The following is a 20,366-nucleotide window of genomic DNA, read 5'->3' as shown; positions in this document are numbered from 1 at the left end:
TGCTAATTCGCCAAATTGCCGTGAGCTAAAGCTAATGAAGAAAGTGAAAAATGGACAATACTAAAAACAAAACGACTACATAATGAAGTTAATAAGGGTTCTAATTATTTTTCTTTTTATTGCCACTGTTTCTTGTATGGATGAGTCTAATTATTATAACAGGGGAATAGAAAAAAGTGAGTTGGAAAACCATGAAGGAGCTCTTTCAGATTTTTCTAAAGCAATAGAATTAGACAAGACTTTTGTAGAGGCTTATCGTCGTAGAGGAATTGAAAAACATATTTTAGGAGATTATAATGGAGCAATGATAGATTTTTCTAAAGCAATAGAAATAGATTCTCATAGTTGCTACTCTTATTACCATCGAGGGCTTGTAAAAATTGATTTAGCTAATTATCAAGGAGCAATAGATGATTTTACAAAAACTATTGGGTTTCAGCCAACTTCATGGGTGGCTTATTCTGATAGAGGATTGGCTAAATATTATTTAAAAAATTACAAAGGTGCAATCAGCGATTGCACAAAAGCAATAGAAATACATAGCGGTATGGCTTCAGAAGCTTATTATAATAGGGGAATAGCTAAATTAAGGATAGGAGATAGAGATGGGGCTTGTTTTGACTTAAATAAAGCTGACGAGCTATGGCTTATAAATGGACAAAGGTGTCGGGACACTATAGAAAAATATTGTAAATAAAAAACTATTGCCAACAACCGCTATAACAGATTTGGCAATTGAATTATTGGAAAGTTGGTTTTGTATTTGATATCATTTAGCAAATCCGAATAATGGGCTTAATTTAATCTCTAACCCACGGTGGCACAAGAATGTTAGAAGTTAAGTGAAACAAAACTTATAACTCCTTAGTCTAAACTTTTATTAATTTCTGGGTTTTTAAATAATCCATTGCAAACTTACCTTCGTTGAAAAGCAAATCCAAAACACTTAAGTTGTTTATAAAACCGTGTTTATCATCAAAAACTTGGGTGTATTTTTCAAATGAATTCTGATCTTTTTTGCCATTTGCCAAATATCTGAAATCAGCGAAATCTGGTGTTTCGTGAAAATATTCTGCCGTTTTTCCGAATTCTAATTTCATTCTAAGGCATTTCGTCACAATGTCTAAAACTTCGAAGTTAAGATCCATTAAAAAAGTGTGTTTTTTCTCGAAAATCGGCACGATATCATCTTCGAAGTACTCAAAGAAAGGCGAACTCCTGTATGCGGCTTCAAGCGATTTAAAATGCTGTTTCTGCCAGTCAAATTCATTTTCGATCAAAATGTCTTTTGTTTTTTGATGCGTTGCTTTTGAATGCTTCACAGGAATATTTAATAGCTGAATTCCGTTTGGGCTATAGATATAAGTTCTGTTTCTATTGGTCTGCTTCTGGAAATTATCCTCCATTTCAAAAGTAATAGTCTCAGATTGCGCCATAACTGCAAAGTGGCTTATTGAAGGAAAATAGGTAGGAAGTAGTAACGAATTCATGATTGTATTATATTTATAAAGTTTCAGGTTTCAAGTTTCAGGTTTTATATGACCCTGAAACTTGAAACCTGAAACAAAAATAACAATTTTTATTATGCTTTGTTTTCTTTTCTTTTTCTCCAGAAGAATTCTCCGACGAAATAAAGAGCAAGAAGGATTAAGAAGTATTTGAAATACGATTGCGGTTGTCCTTCACCGTCAACAGTTGTGAAAACTCTGCTCCAACGAATTTTGTTAATTCCTTTTCCGTTTGTGTCCCAGCTTAACCAAATGAAAACAGGTTTTCCAACAATGTGATTTTCTGGAACATAACCCCAATAACGGCTGTCTTCAGAGTTATGGCGGTTGTCTCCCATCATCCAGTAATAATTTTGTTTGAAGGTATAGCTGTTGGTTTCTTTGCCGTTTATGATGAATTTAGAACCTTGTAATTCTAAAGTGTTTCCTTCATAATTCGTAATGATTTCTTTGTAAAATGGCAAAGAAGTATTAGTCAAAGCAACTGTTTTTCCTGCTTGTGGAATATAAATAGGGCCAAAATTGTCTTGACTCCATTTCTCAACATGAGGAAATATTCTGTTGTCGCTTGTATTGTCGATTATTCTAGTAACCGAAAGAACTCCTGGCGTGCTTCTGAAACGTTCGGCACTTGCTTCTGTTAAAGCTCCTAAAACAAGAGTATCTTTGGTTTTGTCGTTTTTGAAATAACCTCCATCAGTGATGTCTAACTCTTGAACTAAAGATTGTAAGTCAACTGGTGTTTTTCCGTCAAAAGCAATGGTATAAGAGTATTGTGGTTTTGCACGTTCCGGTAAAATTAATTTTGTTCCGTTTATGAATACAAATCCGTCTTTTATAGATAAGCTATCTCCAGGAATACCTACACATCTTTTTACGTAATTTGATTTTTTGTCAATTGGTTTGATAACGCCTGGTCTTCCTGTTGGTTCATGAAAATAACGTACAGTATCTACTGGCCAGTTAAAAACAACAATATCATTTCGTTTTATAGTTTCAAAAGCAGGAAGTCTGAAGTAAGGCAATTGTGGCCATTTTAAATACGATTTGCTTTTGGTAAATGGAATAGAATCGTGAACCATTGGCAGTGCAACAGTCGTCATTGGAACTCTTGGTCCATAATTTAACTTGCTTACAAACAAAAAGTCTCCTACAAGTAAGGATTTTTCTAGAGAAGATGTCGGGATTGTGTAAGGCTGTACCACATAAGTGTGTACCAATGTAGCAACGATTATTGCAAAAAGCAATGAACTTACGGTGTCTGCAGTTTTGCTTTTTGGCGTTAAATCTCTATCGGCTTGATATTCTAATTTTTGAGTGTAATTCACGTAATAGATATAGAATCCTAAAGTGAAAATTCCAAGAAAAGTATCTAAAGTTGATTTTTTTCCGAACGTTCTCAAAGTTTCAACCCAAATAACAGGAAACATAATCAAGTTGATAATTGGAATAAAAAGCAACAAGGTCCACCAAGTTGGACGGCTAATTATTTTCATTAAAACTATGGAGTTGTAAATCGGAATAGCAGCTTCCCAGCTTTTTCTTCCTGCCGTTTGGTACAATTTCCATGTTCCAATAAAATGAATCACTTGAACTGCAAGGAAAAAGACAAACCAAAAATATAGTGTCATAATGTTTTTGTTTAAAGTTTGAAGCTTAAGACTGTTTGTGATTTAAAATCTTAAACTTAAATTCAGATTTATTATAGATTCAATACGTCTTTCATCGTGTAAATTCCCGTTTTTCCTGCTAGCCATTCAGCAGCAATAACGGCACCTAAAGCAAAACCTTCGCGATTGTGTGCAGTATGTTTTATTTCGATGCTGTCAATCGCAGAGTCGTAATTTACGGTATGCGTTCCTGGAACTTCTCCAATTCTTTTTGCCTCAATACGAATTTCGTTTGATTTTGCTTCGTCTAAAGTCCATTTCTCGTAATTGCTGTTTTGAATAACACCTTGCGCCAATGAAATAGCAGTTCCACTTGGCGCATCAAGCTTGTGGATATGGTGAATTTCTTCCATTGTGACTTTGTACGAATCAAATTGATTCATGATTTTGGCTAAATATTCATTTAATCCAAAGAAAATATTTACGCCTAAACTGAAATTTGAACTTGAGATAAAGCCTCCTTTTTTCTCGTTGCAAAGGGTAATCATTTCGTCATAATGCTCTAGCCATCCAGTAGTTCCAGAAACTACAGGAACATTTGCATGAAAGCAGTTTGAAATATTGTCAACAGCTGCAGTAGGAACACTGAAGTCAATTGCAACATCAGCATCTGAAAGTCCTTCGTAGGTGTTGAATTCGTCTTTCTTTAAAATAATTTCATGACCTCTTTCTAAAGCAATTCTTTCAATTACTTTACCCATTTTGCCATATCCTAAAAGCGCAATTTTCATTTTTGTGTGTTTTTTTGAGTTTTTAAAAAGCGTTAATTGCTATTTAAAAGTGTAATTAAAAGTTAGTCCAACGTTGGGTCTAAATGTTGCATCGTTGGGATAAATCTCTGGACGCATTGATAATCTTTCGTTTACGTTAAATTGGATCAAAGCGGCATCAACGTTGGCATCTATAATGTTAAGCACATAAAAACCGACAACAAATAGAGCAGATAAATCTCGGTTTCGTTGATAAAATTTTTGTCCAGCTATAAGTCTGCTGTCGTCCAAAAACTGATAGTTGTCATCGTTGTAGCCTTCAAGTCTTCGTTTGTAGGCGTCGCGATAATCGTGGTATTTTTTGTTGTTGTCAATGTAGAAATAAAGGCTGGTACCAATTGCTCCGTAAACGAGCGGAATTTTCCAATATTTTTTGTTGTATGCTTGGCCTAAACCAGGTAAAATTGCAGAATAAAAAGCAGCTTTTGCTGGTGTTAGCGGGTCTATTTCTTCTAACTTGGTAGTGTCTTTAGCGACTAAAACCGCATCTGATTTTGCTTGAGCAAAAATAGAAGCGGTTCCTATGAGAAAGAACAATAAACTTATGGGGACAATCTTATTCACTATCCATTAATTAATTTTATAATCCTATTAAAGTCGGCCTCAGAATTGAAAGGAATTGTGATTTTTCCTTTTCCGTTGCCAGCCACTTTAATATCAACTTTCGAACCAAAATAGTCGTTGAAAGTATTTTTTTGCGTTTCTCTAACTACAAAAGAAGATTCTGGCTTTGGTTTTCCTTCCGCTTTTGGCTGTTGTCCTTCGTGGTAATTTTTAACTAAAGCTTCAGTTTCACGAACAGATAAATTCTGACTTACGATTTTTTGGTAAATATCAGTCTGAACGTCTAAATCTTCAATGTTGATAATCGCTCTACCATGTCCCATGCTGATAAAACCATCACGAATACCGGTTTGAATAATCGGATCTAATTTTAAAAGACGTAGATAATTGGCAATCGTAGAGCGTTTTTTTCCAACGCGTTCACTCATTTGCTCCTGTGTCAATTGAATTTCGTCCATCAAACGTTGGTAAGAAAGAGCGATCTCAATAGGATCTAAATCATGACGCTGGATATTCTCTACTAACGCCATTACTAATGATTCATTGTCATTAGCAATACGAATATATGCAGGAACGTGAGTTAGCCCCACTAAAGTTGAAGCACGCAAACGACGCTCTCCAGAAATTAGCTGGTATTTGTTGAAATCTAATTTTCGAACAGTAATAGGTTGAATTACACCAAGTTCCTTGATGGAAGTGGCTAATTCACGTAATGATTCTTCATTAAAATTGCTTCTAGGCTGAAACGGATTTATTTCGATAGCACTTATTTCAAGCTCAATGATGTTTCCAACAACTTTGTCAGCATTTTTATCGTCAACTGATTTTATGTCGTTTTCCGGATCTTTTAATAATGCTGATAATCCTCTTCCTAAGGCTTGTTTTTTAATTGCTTTTGTCATAAAAACTATTTGCTGTTTTTCTTTATAATTTCTTGAGCTAAATGAATGTAGTTTACTGCACCTTTGCTTGTTGCGTCATAATTGATGATGCTTTCACCAAAACTTGGAGCTTCACTTAATTTAACATTTCGCTGAATCACAGTTTCAAAAACCATGTCGTTAAAGTGTTTTTGAACCTCTTCAACAACTTGATTAGATAAACGCAATCTTGAATCATACATCGTTAATAACAAACCTTCGATGTCAAGATCTGGATTGTGTATTTTTTGAATACTTTTAATAGTATTCAATAATTTTCCTAATCCTTCAAGAGCAAAATACTCGCATTGAATCGGAATAACTACTGAATCTGCAGCTGTTAAAGCATTCAAGGTTAACAAACCTAAAGATGGCGCACAATCAATAATGATATAGTCATATTCTTGTTTTGCCTCTTCTAATGCTTTTTTAAGCATATATTCACGGTTTTCTTTGTCAACCAATTCAATTTCGATCGCAACAAGGTCAATGTGAGCTGGAATCACGTCAACATTTGGCGATGTGCATTTTAAAATGGCTTCTTTTGGTGTTACAGTGTGCTCAAGAATTTGGTATGTTCCAACTTCAACAGATTCTACATCAATTCCAAGGCCAGATGTTGCATTGGCCTGAGGATCAGCGTCGATCAATAATACTTTTTTCTCTAAAACACCTAATGAGGCCGCAAGATTTACTGATGTAGTAGTCTTTCCAACGCCTCCTTTTTGATTAGCAATAGCAATGATTTTGCCCATTTATTTTCTGAATTTTGAACCGTAAAAATACAATTATTTATGGTTTTTGAAAATCTATTTTGTTAACATTTAAGAAACTTTGTGTAATCGTTGTATAGTGGGTGTTCGGCAGAAAATAATTTTAGTTATAAATAAGATTATCAAAAGAATTTTGATTGGTTGAATTCGTATTCATGCTAAAAAAATACTCGGATCTGGTTTTTCTTGAAAAAAAGTCCTTTTCACAAATTCAAAGCAAAAATATAGATTGGTTGTTTTTTGATCAGAATTGATTTTTTAGGTTGGTTTAATTTCTCGTTCACTAAGGAAAAACCTCTATAAGCCTTGTAAATTGGGATTTTGTATAGTTTTTGATAAGAAAATTGAAACCAAAAACGGACTTTTAGGTTAAAGATTATCGTTATTTTTCAAATCTCGAAAAACTATTATTACTATTAAAACCAAAAAAGAATTTTTATGATTAAAAAGGTAATCTCTTTATGTTTCGTATTTGCATTTACATGGGTTTTATGCAGCTTCGCGAGACCTTGTCTGTCTGGTGAAAAAACAGAAAACAAGATAGAAGGCAAGATTGTTTACAACAAGAAAAAACACAGCATCACATTGTCATGGCCAGCATTTGGTTCGTCTGGAAATTATACAATAACAAGAGGAGGAAGTCATTTGGCATCTGATTTTGTTGCAGTTGGTACGACTTCTAAATTGACCTTTACTGATAATAAGCCGAATGCAAATAAATACGAGAACTACTACAAAGTTACTCGTGATGATATAACTGTAGTGATTTCGCTTGAAAACCAGATTTTCGGTGATAATATGTATTTCTATGATAGAAAATATGAAAAAGCTGAAACTGCAAAAAATGAAATTAATTCACATTTTAGTAAAATTGGTTTAGGTGGGCCAAATGGTGAATGGACAACAAAACGTCAGGCTTATTATTTTAAAGCAAATGTTAACGGCGAAACGTATGATGTTGGCGGATCAGGCTCTGCATCTTCGGCGGAAGCCAATTCAATCGAATTGGGATTTTATTCTCATATTGGAGGTTTAGGAAGAGTGCCTTCAGATGTTAAATTGGGTTCAATATTTACAAGACCTCATCTTTCAGGTGGAGCAAATGCAACTTGTACTTTTTGGCGTTCAGTAGAAAATGTAGAAGTAATGCGTGATTTTTCTTGGACCGTTTCTCAGTCTACTAGTGCACGACGATTATTGATTGAAAGTACATCGAAATATATTTCAGATATTGGAAATACAAATTTTTGGGGAAGTGGAGGTTTTATTGCCGATACTCATTACACAACGGATCGACCAAATTGGAAAGGACAGCAACAATGGTACACTAGAAATAGTGTTTTTCCTTCGGGTTCTGGCGCTATGGGAGGATCTTATAATATGGTTTGGCAAGGTTGCGTGAATCCGCCACAGGCAGATGAGATAAACTCACCAGTTGCGACGACGCCAATAATTAGAGAAAAACCTTTTTTGTTTATTGATAAAGATGGAGAATACAAAGTATTTATTCCTGCTTGGCAAAAAGATAGAGTAGGAGTTTCGTGGTCGGCAACAGATATGGGTAAAGGAAAAATCCAAGATTTGATCGCGGAATGGTACGTTGCTAAAGAAGGTGATACTGATGTCGAAATCAATAATGCTTTAAAAGCGGGCAAGAATATATTTTTTACGCCTGGACATTATTCATTAAATGCTCCTATTCAAGTGAACAGGAAAGATGCCATACTTTTAGGCGCTGGTATTGCTTCGGTAACGCTGGAGCCAACTGAAAAAAATACTTGGGGTTGCATTTATGCAGATGATAAGGACGGAATTATTATCGCGGGACTTTTAATGGATTCATTTAATAGTACAACTTATCAGGTTAGAATTGGAGCAGAAGGTGCAAATGCTGATCATGCAATAGATCCTATTCTCCTTACGGACATTACTTGTAGGGTAGGTGGCGTTCAGTCAAAAAATATTCAGATTCAGGCTGCAATGCAAATTAATAGCGACAATGTTGTGGGAGATCACTTTTGGTTGTGGCGTGCTGATCATGGTTCACAAAAAGGCGGTGACCTTCGCTGGGTAAGGGACCGATGCAAAAACGGACTAATAGTTACGGGTGATGATGTGACGCTTTATGGTTTGTTTGTAGAGCACTTTCAAGAATATGAAGTGTTATGGTTGGGAGAGCGTGGCAGAACGTATTTCTTTCAAAATGAACCTCCATACGATGCGCCAAATCAAGCAACTTGGAGTAGTCAAGGAGGAAAAGTTGACGGTTATGCGGCATTCAAAGTTGCAAATACAGTAAAAGTACATCAAAGTATTGGGATGGGTTCTTATGCTGTTTTTACTGGAACTGATGGAAATGTAAACAAAAAAAATGGTTTCGAAATTCCGAATAGCTCAAATGTGAAATTGGAGAAAATGTGTATTACTCGTTTTGCGGGTCCAGGAAATATCCAAAACGTTGTTAACGGAACTGGCGGAAGCACTGCAACTGGCGCAAAACGTGTGGCATTGTATAATAATGGTGAAGGCGCTCAGCCTTTTGATGAAGAGTTTATTTTGCCTAATAAGGAGTCTTGTCCTTCTTATATAAGTATGGAAAAATAATAAGAACATTTTTTTTCGCCACGAATTCACGAATTATTTTTCAAATCTTCGCGATTATTTATTCGAATTAATTCGAATAATATTAGATAAAGTATTTAAAAAGAAAATTCGTGAATTTGTGGCGAATGCTATTTGTTTCATTTCTAGTATGTTTAGGAAATAGCTAGCAAAGGTGCAAAATTTTTTATTTGAGTTTAAAGCAAAAAAAAGTCTTTCCAAAATTGAAAAGACTTTTTTGTCGGGGTGGCAGGATTCGAACCTGCGGCCTTCCCGCCTTAAGGCGGGACGCAATAACCGTGCTATCTACAATTGAAACTCAAAATCTATGTCTTGAAGATATCTTTTTGCACCTCGTTTTTTTATTTTAGTTTCTAAAGCTACTGCTTCAGATCTTGAATTTAGTTGAATTGTATAAATAACTTTCCATGGTGCACCATTTTTTGTAGATAAAGATTGTCCACTATTGTGTCGTCTAAGTCTATCTTCAATATTATTTGTTTGACCGATGTAAAATTTTTCTTTTGTAGTGCTGTAAAGAATGTAAACTAAAAACATAAACGTGCAAATTTAAAGAAATGAAAAAAGCCGAACATTTCTGTTCGGCTTTTGTCGGGGTGGCAGGATTCGAACCTGCGGCCTCCTGCTCCCAAAGCAGGCGCGATAACCGGGCTACGCTACACCCCGTAGCATTTGCTCATTGTTCGTTACTGTGGTCTTCCCGCCTTAGAGCGGGACACGATAACCGGGCTACGCTACACCCCGATGATGTATTGTTGTACTGCCCGAAAGCGGATGCAAAGATATAAATAAATTTCGTTTACAAAAGGAAAAAGTGAAAATAAATAAAACTTATTTTGTGATAGTTATTTAGGATTTATTTTCGTCTGTATTTTTTATAATAAAGTTTACATTTGCAACTCAAAAATACTATTACTATGTCAAATACAATCGAAAAAATTAAATGCCTTATTATAGGTTCTGGCCCTGCAGGTTATACTGCAGCTATTTATGCGGCTAGAGCTAACATGAATCCAGTGTTATATCAAGGAATGCAACCTGGTGGTCAATTGACTACAACTAATGAGGTTGAAAACTTTCCAGGTTATGTTGATGGAGTTACTGGGCCAGAAATGATGATTCAATTGCAAGAGCAAGCAAGACGTTTTGGTGCAGATATTCGTGATGGATGGGCAACAAAAGTTGATTTTTCTGGAGATATTCATAAAGTTTGGATTAACGATTCAATCGAATTGCACTGTGAAACTGTAATTATTTCTACAGGTGCTTCGGCTAAATATTTAGGATTGCCATCAGAACAACATTATTTAAATATGGGTGGAGGAGTTTCTGCTTGTGCTGTTTGTGACGGATTTTTCTATAGAAATCAAGAAGTTGTAATTGTTGGAGCAGGAGATTCTGCTTGTGAAGAAGCGCATTACTTATCTAAACTTTGTAAAAAAGTAACAATGTTGGTGAGAAGCGAAAAATTCAGAGCTTCAAAAATTATGGAAGAGCGCGTTCGCAAAACAGAAAATATCGAGATTTTAATGAATCACGATACAGTTGAAGTTTTAGGAGATAATAATGTAGTTCACGCTATTAAAGCTTTGAACAAAACAACTGGCGAAACAATCGAAATTCCAGCAACTGGATTCTTTGTAGCAATTGGACACAAACCAAATACTGATATTTTTAAAGATTATATTACTCTTGATGAAACAGGTTATATCGTAAATACTCCTGGAACATCAAATACAAATGTTGCTGGTGTATTCGTAGCAGGAGATGCTGCAGATCATGTTTATCGTCAGGCAATTACTGCCGCAGGTACAGGATGTATGGCTGCGCTTGATGCTGAAAGATATTTGGCTTCAAAAGAGTAAATTAGTCGCAGTATTCAGTCACAGTTTTCAGTTTTTTATTGGAAAATGGGCGACACTATAAAAAAAGTCCCAATCTCTAAGATTGGGACTTTTTTTTTAAAAGAAGTTTCAGACTGAACACTGTGACTGAACACTGAGACTTTTTATTTCATTTTCTTAAACAATTTAGCTTCTTCAGAAAAACGTGTCAATTGAATGGTTGGGTTTCCAAATAATGAAAGTTCTGCTTTGTCTCCAACGGCGATTGAAATAGCTGTTTCTGCCAAGATAGTTCCAGTAGAATAGCTTTCTGCAGTAACGTTAGCATCTTTCAAAGTAAATTTTGTTCCGGTGAAAACTGAATTGTTATCTAAGCGAATAGTTGCTTTTTCAGCAATTCCTTCAATAGTTGCAGTTCCTTTTTGGTATAAATCACATTTAAATTTAATTGCAGAAACTAATGATTTCAATGCCGAATTTTTACTCAACTGAATATTTGCCTCATCTGCTTTCAGGTTTATTTCTGATTTTGATTTGTCATCGGAAATTAAACTGAATTTTTTTGCATTTACATTTAAATATAGCTTTGAGTAATCAACACTATTAAAAGTAATATCGTCTAGTTTAAGTTCTTGAATAGCGTAGATTACTGCTTCATTTTTTGCGATTACTTTATTTAGTGTTCCAGTATAAGTAACACGTACTGCAAGTTTTTTGAAAATGGTGCTTTCTTTTGAAGTGTATAAACGAAGCGTTCTTTCTCTTAAATCCATTGCAACAATTTCATGCAGGTTGTCGTCGGCCTCAATCTTGATTTCGTTTTTTTCTCCTCTTTCTAAATAAACTTCTAAATTGTCATCGACTTCAAGTCCGTCAAAACTTCCGACTTCTTTTACAGATGTCGTCACTATTTTAGTTCCTTTAATTTTTTCTCTTCGTTGTGCAAAAGTTAATGTTGTAACTAATAAGAACAAAATCAGGGCAGTATTTTTTTTCATTATTCGAGATTTGATTTTGACAAATATAAAAAAATCATCCACTTTTGATGAATGATTTCTTTTATATTTAACAGATAAATTCGTTTATCCCTGGCTGATGCTTCCTCCAGAATGTGAAGATTTTTCAACCGTTTTCGGATTTGAATCGTAGTTGATGCTTCCGCCACTTGATGCTTCTGCTTTTAAGCTTACAATCGGGTGTACATTTACGCTTCCGCCGCTTGATGCTTCTGCTTGAACTTCGTTCGCCAACATCTTTTTAGCATTGATGTTAGAACCACTTGATGCCGAAGTTTTAATTTTCAATGCTTTTCCTTCAAGTGAAATTGTGCTGCCACTTCCAGAATCAGCCGAAATATTATCAGATTCTACATTAACATTCATTGAGGCTGCGCTTGAAGTTTCCAAATCAATGTTTTCTGCTTGAATTGTATTTTTGCTTTGAACAGATGATGCGCTAGAAGCTTCAAGTTTATCAATAACAGGCATTTTTACTGTTACTTTTTTAGCAGTAATATTTCTGAATGAGCTGAATTTGCATTTGATTATCAATGTTCCATTTTCTACTTTTGTGATGATGTCTTTTTGCAGATTATCATCAGCTTCCACTAAAATTTCAGTTGAATCAGACTGTACGATTACTAAATCAATCGCATTGCTTACCGATACTTTTTTGAAATCTCCCTGAACAATTCTTTTCTCAGTAGTTACATTTCCGCTTCCTTCAACTGCATTCAAATTAAAGTTGCAAGAGGCAAACAATAATGCGGTAACAGCTGCAATAATAAATTTTGTAATATGAATGATTATTTTGATCATGGCTTGTGGTATTATTAGTTGATTTTAATTATAACTCCATTTTTATCAGTGGTTAACTTTCCTTTGGTTTTTTTTCCGTTTAAAATTTCTTTTCCGTTAACTTTAATCGAAACTTCCTTTACAGTGTCATTTTCAATAGTGTTTTCGTCACTATCATAATCTCCATCATTATACTCGTTTTCTTCTGCAGGGCAGTTTAAGCATTTTATTTTTGAACCTTCAACTTTGTAATTGTAATCGCCGCTAAAGTGCAGGTTGAAAAAATCATTTTCAGAATGATCATAATCTTGTACTGATGCATCTGGCTTAAACAACTGCCCTTCTGGCAAGTACAAATATACATCAACTTCTTGTCCTCTGAACTTATTTTTTACATCTGTCAGAAAATAATTATCCAAAATTAAATGATTTCCTTTAATCTGTAAATTGTAAGTAATTTTTTCTGCTCTTTGTTTTGCACTTGAAAACGAATTTCCTCTTGCACTTTTCTCGATTTGCAAGTATGCCGTTGCGTTGTCAGTGTGCAAAACATGCAAACGAACATCATTTGAATAAATCAAGTTATTGTTTGCTGAATCTTGTACAAAAGTGAATTCATGATGATGACCTAAATCTTTTGCATAATAATCGTTGTATCTGAATTTTACATAAAGTGTATCCTTTGGCAAAATGTTAAGTGTCTTTTTCTCAACCGATTTATTGTCATAAGATATTTCAGTAGCTTGTTTGATTCCGATGCTGATTGCAATTGCAACAGCAATAATCCAAATGGCAAGCAAAGTGTATTTTGTAATATTTCCGATTGATTTTAAATTCGGAGATAACAATTTAAATCCTAACAGAGTCAAGAAGAAAAATGGAATTCCAACCGCAAAGAACATTAGCAAGCCAAATGACCAAAGAGGATAATCTGTAAAGTTTCCAGCGTCAACGAAATTCTGCCAAGGGAAATCAACAAAAATATTAGTTCCCAAAGTAAAAATTCCGATTAATAACATGATCAAAACACTAATTCCAGACATGATTAAAATTACGCCCAAAAACTTAGCAAAGATTTTAAAAACCGTCATGATAAAGTCTCCAAATGAACTACTTATTCTCTCAGCTCCCGACTTTACTTGGTTTCCCATTTTGTCATAATCTGCATTTTTGAATTTTTCAGATAATGAGTCAATTTCTTCACGAACTTTTTTTTCGATGTTCGAAATCGTAACCGGCTCTCCAGTCATTTCTAGTTTCTCTGAAGTTGTTACCGCCTCAGGAGTAACAATCCAAAGCACGAAGTAAGCTAAGATTCCAGTTCCAAAACCTGCGAAAACAAAGATTAAGAAAAGGATTTTGATCCAAACTGCATCTACTCCAAAATAGTGTCCTAAACCTGTTGCAACTCCACCAATCATACCTTTTTCTTTATCACGGTATAATTTTTTGTGTTGTCTAGCGCCGTAATTATTGAACGATTGATTTTGGTTTTCTTCGTCTTCAATTCTATAGTCTTCAGGTTGGCCCATCACCGCAATCACTTCGTCAACGTCTTTTAAGCCAACAACATGTTTTTCGCTTTTTTGTTTTTCTGTTAATAATTCAGAAACGCGCATTTCGATATCTTTAATAATTTCATCTTGACCAGATGAGTTGTTAAGTGATCGTTTTATAGCGTCAAAATAGCGTGTCAATTTTAAATATGCATCTTCATCGATGTGAAAAAACATACCGCCTAAGTTAATATTTACTGTTTTGTTCATGACTTATTGATTTTGATTGGTGATTAGTTTTACGGCGTCAGATAATTCTGTCCAAGTGCCGCTAAGTTCGTTTAAAAAAGTTTGTCCTATCTCGGTTAATCCATAATATTTTCGTGGCGGCCCTGAGGTCGATTCTTCCCAGCGATAATTTAGTAAACCGTCATTTTTCAATCTAGTTAACAACGGGTAAACGGTTCCTTCTACAACTAGTAATTTTGCGTTTTTTAAAGTGTCTAATATTTCAGAGGTATAGGCATCTTTTTCTTTTAGTACTGATAAGATGCAAAACTCAAGAACACCTTTGCGCATCTGTGCTTTTGTGTTTTCAATGTTCATAATTTCATTTTGTTTTTTTTTGATTGAACAATTCGTTTTTTGATTGATGATGATGATTGATGATTGATTTCGAATTTATTCTTTTAGAATGATCTCGAATAACTTATAACTTTTAACCTTTTTAGATTACTTTATAAAAGGAATCGTAAGCGGATAATTGTATAATTCTCCATTTGAAGCCTTTATTGAAGCATATATCACTAAAAAGAATTCAACAAATTTTAGCAATCCAAAAAGTAAAACCGCAGTTGCTCCAATACTTAATAAGGCAATATTTCCTTGAAAGTTGAAATTTCTGATTACGAAATTTTCGTCATTAAAAACAGCTTCCATCGGAATGTTTTGTAATACTACTGATACGAAAATCGGAATTGCGATTAAAGCCAAAATCAAAGTGTAAAGCAATAAACTCAATTGAAAATTCAATGTTTGTTTTCCGTGGTGATTTACAAATTCTGATTTGTCTTTGTAGCTTGACCAAAAAATGATTGGGAAAATATAATTCCCAAATGGAATAATGTACTGACTTAATGTGCTTAAATGCGTAAATGCCGCAGTGTTTCTTTCTGATGTTGTTTCCATGATGAGTGGTGGTGTTGTTTCCATGATTAAAAGTATATAGTAATTTCTTATGCAAATATATGGCTAAAAAACAGTATCTTGTTTTACATAGTACCTAATATTAACAAAATTTTAACAAGTTTAAAATTTGTAATACTAAGATAATTTGCTGAAAATCATTCGGAATGCTTGATTTTATTGGTGTCTTTCAAAAGAGTATTGAATTTATTGTGCGCGCATAGTTTTTTTGTATTTTTACATAAAAAAATAAATCTATGGCAGTTTCAGTTTCCAAACTCAACAAATTTGTATTGTTCAAATTACCATCGGCATACTTTTGCGGTGTACGTGTAAAAGCTATCGATAAAGACAGTTGTATTGTTAGTGTCAAACACCGTTGGATCAATCAAAACCCTTTTAATTCTATGTATTTTGCAGTTCAGGCAATGGCGGCAGAGTTAACAACAGGAGCTTTGGTGATTTCTCAGATTCAGGAAAGTGGCCGAAAAATTTCAATGTTAGTTGCTAATAATAAAGGAAACTTCACTAAAAAAGCAACGGGCAGAATAACATTTGTATGCAACGATGGTCATTTAATTGCTGAAGCGATTCAAAAAACAATTGAAACCGGAGAAGGGCAGACGTTCTGGATGAAATCTATTGGAACAAATGAAGAAGGAGTTCAGGTTTCTGAAATGGATTTTGAATGGAGCGTTAGATTGAAATAGAATTTTGTTTGCCACGAATTTCACGGATTAGCACAAATTTTAAATGGAAAGTAATTAGTGTAAATTAGTGAAATTCGTGGCGAAAAAACATAAAAAAAGGCTTAGAACAATTCGAAGCCTTTTACTTTATAATTTATCGTTACTTTTTAACGCAACAAGATTTTGTGTCTTTTTTGTCTGTTGTTTTTTTACAACATGATTCTTTTTTCGTTTTATCTTTTGTTGCTGGTTTTGTTTCTTGAGCACTTAGGCCAATTGTAAATAAAGCAACAGTAAGGATTGTAACTACTTTTGTCATTTTGATTTAATTTATTTTTGTTAGAGAATTGTAATTGGTAATCAAATATAGCGACATTTCTTAAGGTTGATTCTTACAATTTTGTTAATGTTTTGTCAATAATGATTTAACAAAAAGCAACATTATTTAAAAACCATAAACAATTTTTCGCTCTTTATACTTCCCTTTTTCTATAACCCAGACAATTTCATATCCGCCTGCGCCATCGCTATTGCTGGAAGCGATATATAAGATGTTGTTCTTTTTGTCGAAATTAATTTTAGTGTTGTAAAGATTAGGTTCGAACAAATCGTCAAAAGCATTTTTAGGAAGCTCAATAGTATTGTTGTCTATCACAACGGCTATGCTTTTATAAGTGCTTTTTGGAATTCCTCCGTCAGTTCCCCAAAAATCTTTTCCGTTAATCTTTTTAAGGATTGATTTGTCCTTCTCAAGAAAGGTTAATTTTGCTGAATTTGATTCAAAATTTTTGCTTTCAATACTAATATTAAGACCATTTTTCTCAAAAATCACTTGAGTTTGAGTTTTCTTAATTAACGGAATAGTTGTAAATTCAGATAAATATTGAACCCGATTTTTGTATAAATAACCATTTCTGTCTTTGTTGTTTTTAGAATAATCAATGTTGATCCAGTTATTTTTTGGTTCGAAACAATACACCACAAAACCGTTGTTCAATTTATCTGAAACGTTGTTTTCTATTGAAGCTTCAGTTCTGATGTTTACATATTCATCATTATCTTTGATGACTGCAAATTGGGCAAAGGCATTATTAAAAAAGAAAACTAGGAGAATAGAAATTACTTTCATTTTTTATTCATAATTACGATTATACGATCTCTTAATTAAATATTGAACAAGAATAATAACCACTATAATAATGGTGATCAAGATTTCTAAACCTATTAATCCAACAAATGGCATTCCGCAGTGAATTTGTCCGTTTGATTCCGCTCGCAATTTGTTTGAAAGTATTTTAAATGCAATGATGAAGGATATAAATTGAGAAAGAATCGTAATTAAACAGATTTTAAAAAAAGTTAGTTTTATGCTTTCGCCGATCGCTTTTCTTCCAAATATAATTTGAAAAATCATTGGCAAAGCCAGTAATAAAAGGAAAAGAGTTTGGTTCATAAAGGTTAATTCAATTGGTTTTTTTGATGTTTTTTGTCATTCCAAAATTGATGCCATTATGCAATCCACGCGTCTTCTATTTTATCAATAACCCATTTATTTTTTACTTTTTTAATATAAACACGATAACCGTAACTGCACATATCTCCACATTCAATTCCTGCAGTGAGAATGCCATATTTTTTTTCATTATCAAATTGAATTCTGCTTAAACTAATTACTCCTCGTACAGAATAACAACATTCGTTATAAAATTTTCTGTCATTTCCACGTGGTATTCTAGGAACATAATGAAGATGAAAAGCTTGATATGAATCCAGTTTTTTTCTGTCAAACTTATAATCAAGTGTATCTAAAATATTGTTTTCTGATAGTACAGCATCTTTAAAGTGTTCTTGAAGTTCTTTAGAATTGTCCCTTACAACTGTTTTATCCAAAAAAACAAGATCAACAGGGAATTTCTTTTTTTTAAATTCTGCTAGTTCTTTATTGAATCTTTTGTTCGATTCATTTCGTCGATTCAATTTATATTCTGAAGGATCTATTCCTGGCGGTGGAGGCGGGACATAAGTTAGCACAGCATTTACCCAAACAGAATCAATTAATGCAGGATAAACTTCATACATCACATTTTTTTCAAATTGTAAATCAGCTTTTTTGTTGTTACAGCTTATTAAAATTATTCCACAAAAAAGGAGCAATGCAAAATATAGTTTTCTCATACTTTATGTCCAGATTATTGGTTTCTAGAAAACTAAGATATTAATTTATTTCATTGTTAAGAATGCTTTTCTAAATGAACTTAAATCACTTATATGGTGAAAAAACAAATTAATAATTCACACTAACCCCAAAACCAATTCCCATATCGCTATCATAATGCGTTGTGATTCCAAAGTTTCTGGCAACAATATATTTCAATCCCGCCATATATTCTTTATCGGTATTCCACATTAAATTCATTCGAAGACGCTGTGAAAGCGGAATATCTTTTCGTTCAAATTGTACTCTCACATTTCCATCTGTAAAAACTTCCAGTTGTGCTTTTACCAGCATTGGTAAAGTATATTCGGCTCCGATGCTGAAAACCGAACGATTGTCTTTGGTATTTTTTTGTCCCCAAAGATTTTGTTCCTGTTCGTCCATTCCCATTTTTCGGTAGCGCCAGTCAAAACCAATAAATGGCATTAACCATTGATTTTTTCCAATATAACGACCAATGTGAGTTTCAGTTTCATAACCGTGTTTGTCGTTGTAACCTAGTCTCCATTCCGTTCCAATACTCCAACGTGTGTTGCTGAACATTGCTTCACCATCATTTCCATTTGTAGCAAAATCATTTTCTCCCATAAAATGAAACATACGATCATCCATTTTCAGCATTTTAAAAGCCATTTCCGGATGATGGATCAGCGGGTTTGGCGCTGAATTTTCATAACTAAAAATCCTTCCCATCCCAGCCATCATGTGATACAAAATATGACAGTGAAAAAACCAGTCGCCATCTGCATTTGCTTGGAATTCGATCGTATCGGTTTCCATTGGCATAATATCAATCACATTTTTTAGCGGAGCATAATCGCCGTGTTCGTTTAGAATTCTAAAATCATGTCCGTGTAAATGCATTGGGTGACGCATCATCGAACCGTTGTATAAAACGATGCGAACATTTTCTCCTTTTTTGATTAAGATTTTATCGGTTTCAGAAACTACTTTATTATCTAAACTCCAAACATAACGATTCATATTTCCAGATAAAGTGAAACGTAATTCTTTAACAGGCGCATCTTTTGGGAGATTGGTTTTAAACGGAGATTTCAGCATTCCGTAATTCAAAGTCACAATTTCTGAAGTTTCAGTACTGTCACTTTCCATTTTCATGTCGGCCATATTATGATTAGAATGATCCATTTTAGGTTTCGCATTTTCATCTTCGCCCGAAATTTCAGGATACATTACAGCATTCATGTCCATTTTATTTAAAGACATATTCATGCCCATATCGTTCATGTCGCCGTTCATTTTCATCATATCGTTCATCATTTTCATGCCTTCAAAATATTTTAATTTCGAAAGATGATGAACAGGCTGTTTTTCTCCACTTCCTAAAAACAAAGACGCAGATCCTGTTCTATCTTCGGCTGTAGCCAAAAAAGCAAAAGATTTATGGTCTTCTGGAATCGTAACGACAATATCGTAAGTTTCAGAAACCGCAATAATCAAACGATCTACTTCTACTGGTTCGACATCGTTTCCATCACTTGCTACAACGGTGATTTTTCCTCCACCATAAGTCAGCCAAAAATAACTGGAAGCACCTCCATTGGCAATTCGTAAGCGGACTTTTGAACCTGGTTTAAGATCTGAAAACTGCTGTTCATTTTTTCCGTTAATTAGAAACTTTTCGTAATAAACATCGCTGACATCCATTGCATTCATTCGTTTCCATTCGTTGGTCACTTTGGTCGAAAAATGCCCTTGTTTGATAGCTTCGGCATAACTTTGAGTCGTTCCTTTTTTAATCGCAAACCAGTCATTGGCATTGTGCAGCATTCGCTGAATATTCTCTGGTTTAAGATCTGACCATTCGCTTAAAATGACTGGAATCGTTGGCAAATCGTCGATGCCTTTTCGAATTGTCGAATCGTCTTTTTTCTTATTGATGATAAAAAGTCCGTACAAACCAATTTGTTCCTGCAAACCCGAATGGCTGTGATACCAATACGTTCCGTTTTGAATAATTGGGAAAGTATATTTGTGAGTTGTTCTGGGTTCAATTGGCATTTGAGTTAAATACGGAACGCCATCTTCTTTATTAGGCAGAAACAATCCGTGCCAGTGCATCGAAGTACTTTCCTTTTTTAATTCGTTATGCACATAAATTTCTGCAATATCACCTTCTGTAAAAGTTAGCGTCGGCATCGGAATTTGTCCATTTACTGCAATCGCGCGTTTTTCTTTACCCGAAAAATTGACAATCGTATCGCGAACATGCAAATCGTAACGCACGATTTTTTGTGCCTTTAACTGAAAAGCAATTAAAAATAGTATAAGTATATATTTGATCTTAATCATA

General features: G+C 34.1%; 21 protein-coding genes and 1 tRNA gene. 4 read left to right on the top strand and 18 right to left on the bottom strand.

The genetic code is table 11. The features are described from left to right. Positions 1-82 precede the first annotated feature (82 nt). Positions 83-697, top strand: a complete 615-nt coding sequence (locus tag SCB73_RS03210; RefSeq protein WP_320568715.1) for a tetratricopeptide repeat protein — start codon at positions 83-85, stop codon at positions 695-697. Positions 698-869: 172 nt separating this feature from the next. Here SCB73_RS03210 and SCB73_RS03205 read toward each other — a convergent pair whose 3' ends face one another. From SCB73_RS03205 to SCB73_RS03180, 6 genes are all read right to left on the bottom strand, one after another. Then, the gene (locus SCB73_RS03205; RefSeq protein ID WP_320568714.1) at positions 870-1,490 is read right to left on the bottom strand and encodes a WbqC family protein; all 621 of its coding nucleotides are present in this window, start codon (positions 1,488-1,490) and stop codon (positions 870-872) included. 92 nt (positions 1,491-1,582) lie between these two features. Beyond that, positions 1,583-3,139 (bottom strand): signal peptidase I, encoded by a 1,557-nt coding sequence (gene lepB / locus SCB73_RS03200; RefSeq protein ID WP_320568713.1) that lies wholly within the window; start codon positions 3,137-3,139, stop codon positions 1,583-1,585. 71 nt (positions 3,140-3,210) lie between these two features. After that, positions 3,211-3,909, bottom strand: coding sequence for a 4-hydroxy-tetrahydrodipicolinate reductase (gene dapB, locus SCB73_RS03195; RefSeq protein ID WP_320568712.1), 699 nt, complete (start codon positions 3,907-3,909; stop codon positions 3,211-3,213). 39 nt (positions 3,910-3,948) lie between these two features. Then, positions 3,949-4,512 (bottom strand): DUF5683 domain-containing protein, encoded by a 564-nt coding sequence (locus SCB73_RS03190; RefSeq protein ID WP_132989256.1) that lies wholly within the window; start codon positions 4,510-4,512, stop codon positions 3,949-3,951. Further along, positions 4,512-5,414, bottom strand: a complete 903-nt coding sequence (locus SCB73_RS03185; protein WP_320568711.1) for a ParB/RepB/Spo0J family partition protein — start codon at positions 5,412-5,414, stop codon at positions 4,512-4,514. The genes SCB73_RS03190 and SCB73_RS03185 overlap by 1 nt, the downstream gene beginning before the upstream one ends. Before the next feature lie 5 nt (positions 5,415-5,419). Further along, on the bottom strand, positions 5,420-6,187 hold the full coding sequence (locus tag SCB73_RS03180) for a ParA family protein (protein WP_320568710.1): 768 nt from the start codon (positions 6,185-6,187) through the stop codon (positions 5,420-5,422). A gap of 456 nt (positions 6,188-6,643) precedes the next feature. Here SCB73_RS03180 and SCB73_RS03175 point away from each other — a divergent pair, with 456 nt between their 5' ends. Further along, positions 6,644-8,809, top strand: a complete 2,166-nt coding sequence (locus tag SCB73_RS03175) for a hypothetical protein (protein WP_320568709.1) — start codon at positions 6,644-6,646, stop codon at positions 8,807-8,809. Positions 8,810-9,112: 303 nt separating this feature from the next. Here the strand turns inward: SCB73_RS03175 and SCB73_RS03170 are convergent, their stop codons facing one another. After that, complete coding sequence (locus tag SCB73_RS03170) at positions 9,113-9,364, bottom strand: GIY-YIG nuclease family protein (protein WP_320568708.1); 252 nt, start codon at positions 9,362-9,364, stop codon at positions 9,113-9,115. A gap of 54 nt (positions 9,365-9,418) precedes the next feature. Further along, positions 9,419-9,493, bottom strand: a tRNA-Pro gene (locus SCB73_RS03165). Positions 9,494-9,744: 251 nt separating this feature from the next. On the opposite strand from SCB73_RS03165, the gene trxB reads away from it, so the two are divergent. Next, the gene (trxB, locus tag SCB73_RS03160; RefSeq protein ID WP_320568707.1) at positions 9,745-10,692 is read left to right on the top strand and encodes a thioredoxin-disulfide reductase; all 948 of its coding nucleotides are present in this window, start codon (positions 9,745-9,747) and stop codon (positions 10,690-10,692) included. A gap of 143 nt (positions 10,693-10,835) precedes the next feature. Here trxB and SCB73_RS03155 read toward each other — a convergent pair whose 3' ends face one another. From SCB73_RS03155 to SCB73_RS03135, 5 genes are all read right to left on the bottom strand, one after another. Next, on the bottom strand, positions 10,836-11,669 hold the full coding sequence (locus SCB73_RS03155; RefSeq protein WP_320568706.1) for a GIN domain-containing protein: 834 nt from the start codon (positions 11,667-11,669) through the stop codon (positions 10,836-10,838). Between the two features lie 84 nt (positions 11,670-11,753). Beyond that, on the bottom strand, positions 11,754-12,488 hold the full coding sequence (locus tag SCB73_RS03150) for a head GIN domain-containing protein (protein WP_320568705.1): 735 nt from the start codon (positions 12,486-12,488) through the stop codon (positions 11,754-11,756). Between the two features lie 14 nt (positions 12,489-12,502). Continuing rightward, positions 12,503-14,233: a PspC domain-containing protein gene (locus tag SCB73_RS03145; protein WP_320568704.1), complete on the bottom strand. Its 1,731-nt coding sequence runs from the start codon at positions 14,231-14,233 to the stop codon at positions 12,503-12,505. Positions 14,234-14,236: 3 nt separating this feature from the next. Beyond that, positions 14,237-14,569: a PadR family transcriptional regulator gene (locus tag SCB73_RS03140; protein WP_017498072.1), complete on the bottom strand. Its 333-nt coding sequence runs from the start codon at positions 14,567-14,569 to the stop codon at positions 14,237-14,239. A 126-nt stretch (positions 14,570-14,695) separates the two neighbouring features. Beyond that, positions 14,696-15,151 (bottom strand): DUF4870 domain-containing protein, encoded by a 456-nt coding sequence (locus SCB73_RS03135; protein WP_320568703.1) that lies wholly within the window; start codon positions 15,149-15,151, stop codon positions 14,696-14,698. A 254-nt stretch (positions 15,152-15,405) separates the two neighbouring features. On the opposite strand from SCB73_RS03135, the gene SCB73_RS03130 reads away from it, so the two are divergent. Next, positions 15,406-15,858, top strand: a complete 453-nt coding sequence (locus SCB73_RS03130; RefSeq protein ID WP_008464693.1) for a DUF4442 domain-containing protein — start codon at positions 15,406-15,408, stop codon at positions 15,856-15,858. A 139-nt stretch (positions 15,859-15,997) separates the two neighbouring features. Here the strand turns inward: SCB73_RS03130 and SCB73_RS03125 are convergent, their stop codons facing one another. From SCB73_RS03125 to SCB73_RS03105, 5 genes are all read right to left on the bottom strand, one after another. Next, the gene (locus SCB73_RS03125; RefSeq protein ID WP_320568702.1) at positions 15,998-16,156 is read right to left on the bottom strand and encodes a hypothetical protein; all 159 of its coding nucleotides are present in this window, start codon (positions 16,154-16,156) and stop codon (positions 15,998-16,000) included. A 126-nt stretch (positions 16,157-16,282) separates the two neighbouring features. Then, complete coding sequence (locus SCB73_RS03120; protein WP_320568701.1) at positions 16,283-16,966, bottom strand: hypothetical protein; 684 nt, start codon at positions 16,964-16,966, stop codon at positions 16,283-16,285. Between the two features lie 3 nt (positions 16,967-16,969). Continuing rightward, positions 16,970-17,290 (bottom strand): hypothetical protein, encoded by a 321-nt coding sequence (locus SCB73_RS03115; RefSeq protein ID WP_320568700.1) that lies wholly within the window; start codon positions 17,288-17,290, stop codon positions 16,970-16,972. Between the two features lie 56 nt (positions 17,291-17,346). Next, on the bottom strand, positions 17,347-18,012 hold the full coding sequence (locus SCB73_RS03110) for a hypothetical protein (RefSeq protein WP_320568699.1): 666 nt from the start codon (positions 18,010-18,012) through the stop codon (positions 17,347-17,349). A 109-nt stretch (positions 18,013-18,121) separates the two neighbouring features. Further along, positions 18,122-20,365 carry a multicopper oxidase family protein gene (locus SCB73_RS03105; protein ID WP_320568698.1) on the bottom strand — a complete coding sequence of 748 codons (2,244 nt, stop codon included), beginning with the start codon at positions 20,363-20,365 and terminating at the stop codon, positions 18,122-18,124. Position 20,366 lies beyond the last annotated feature (1 nt).

The organism is Flavobacterium sp. KACC 22761 (genome assembly GCF_034058155.1).
Taxonomy (GTDB): domain Bacteria; phylum Bacteroidota; class Bacteroidia; order Flavobacteriales; family Flavobacteriaceae; genus Flavobacterium.
This window is presented reverse-complemented; position numbering and strand designations above follow the sequence as displayed.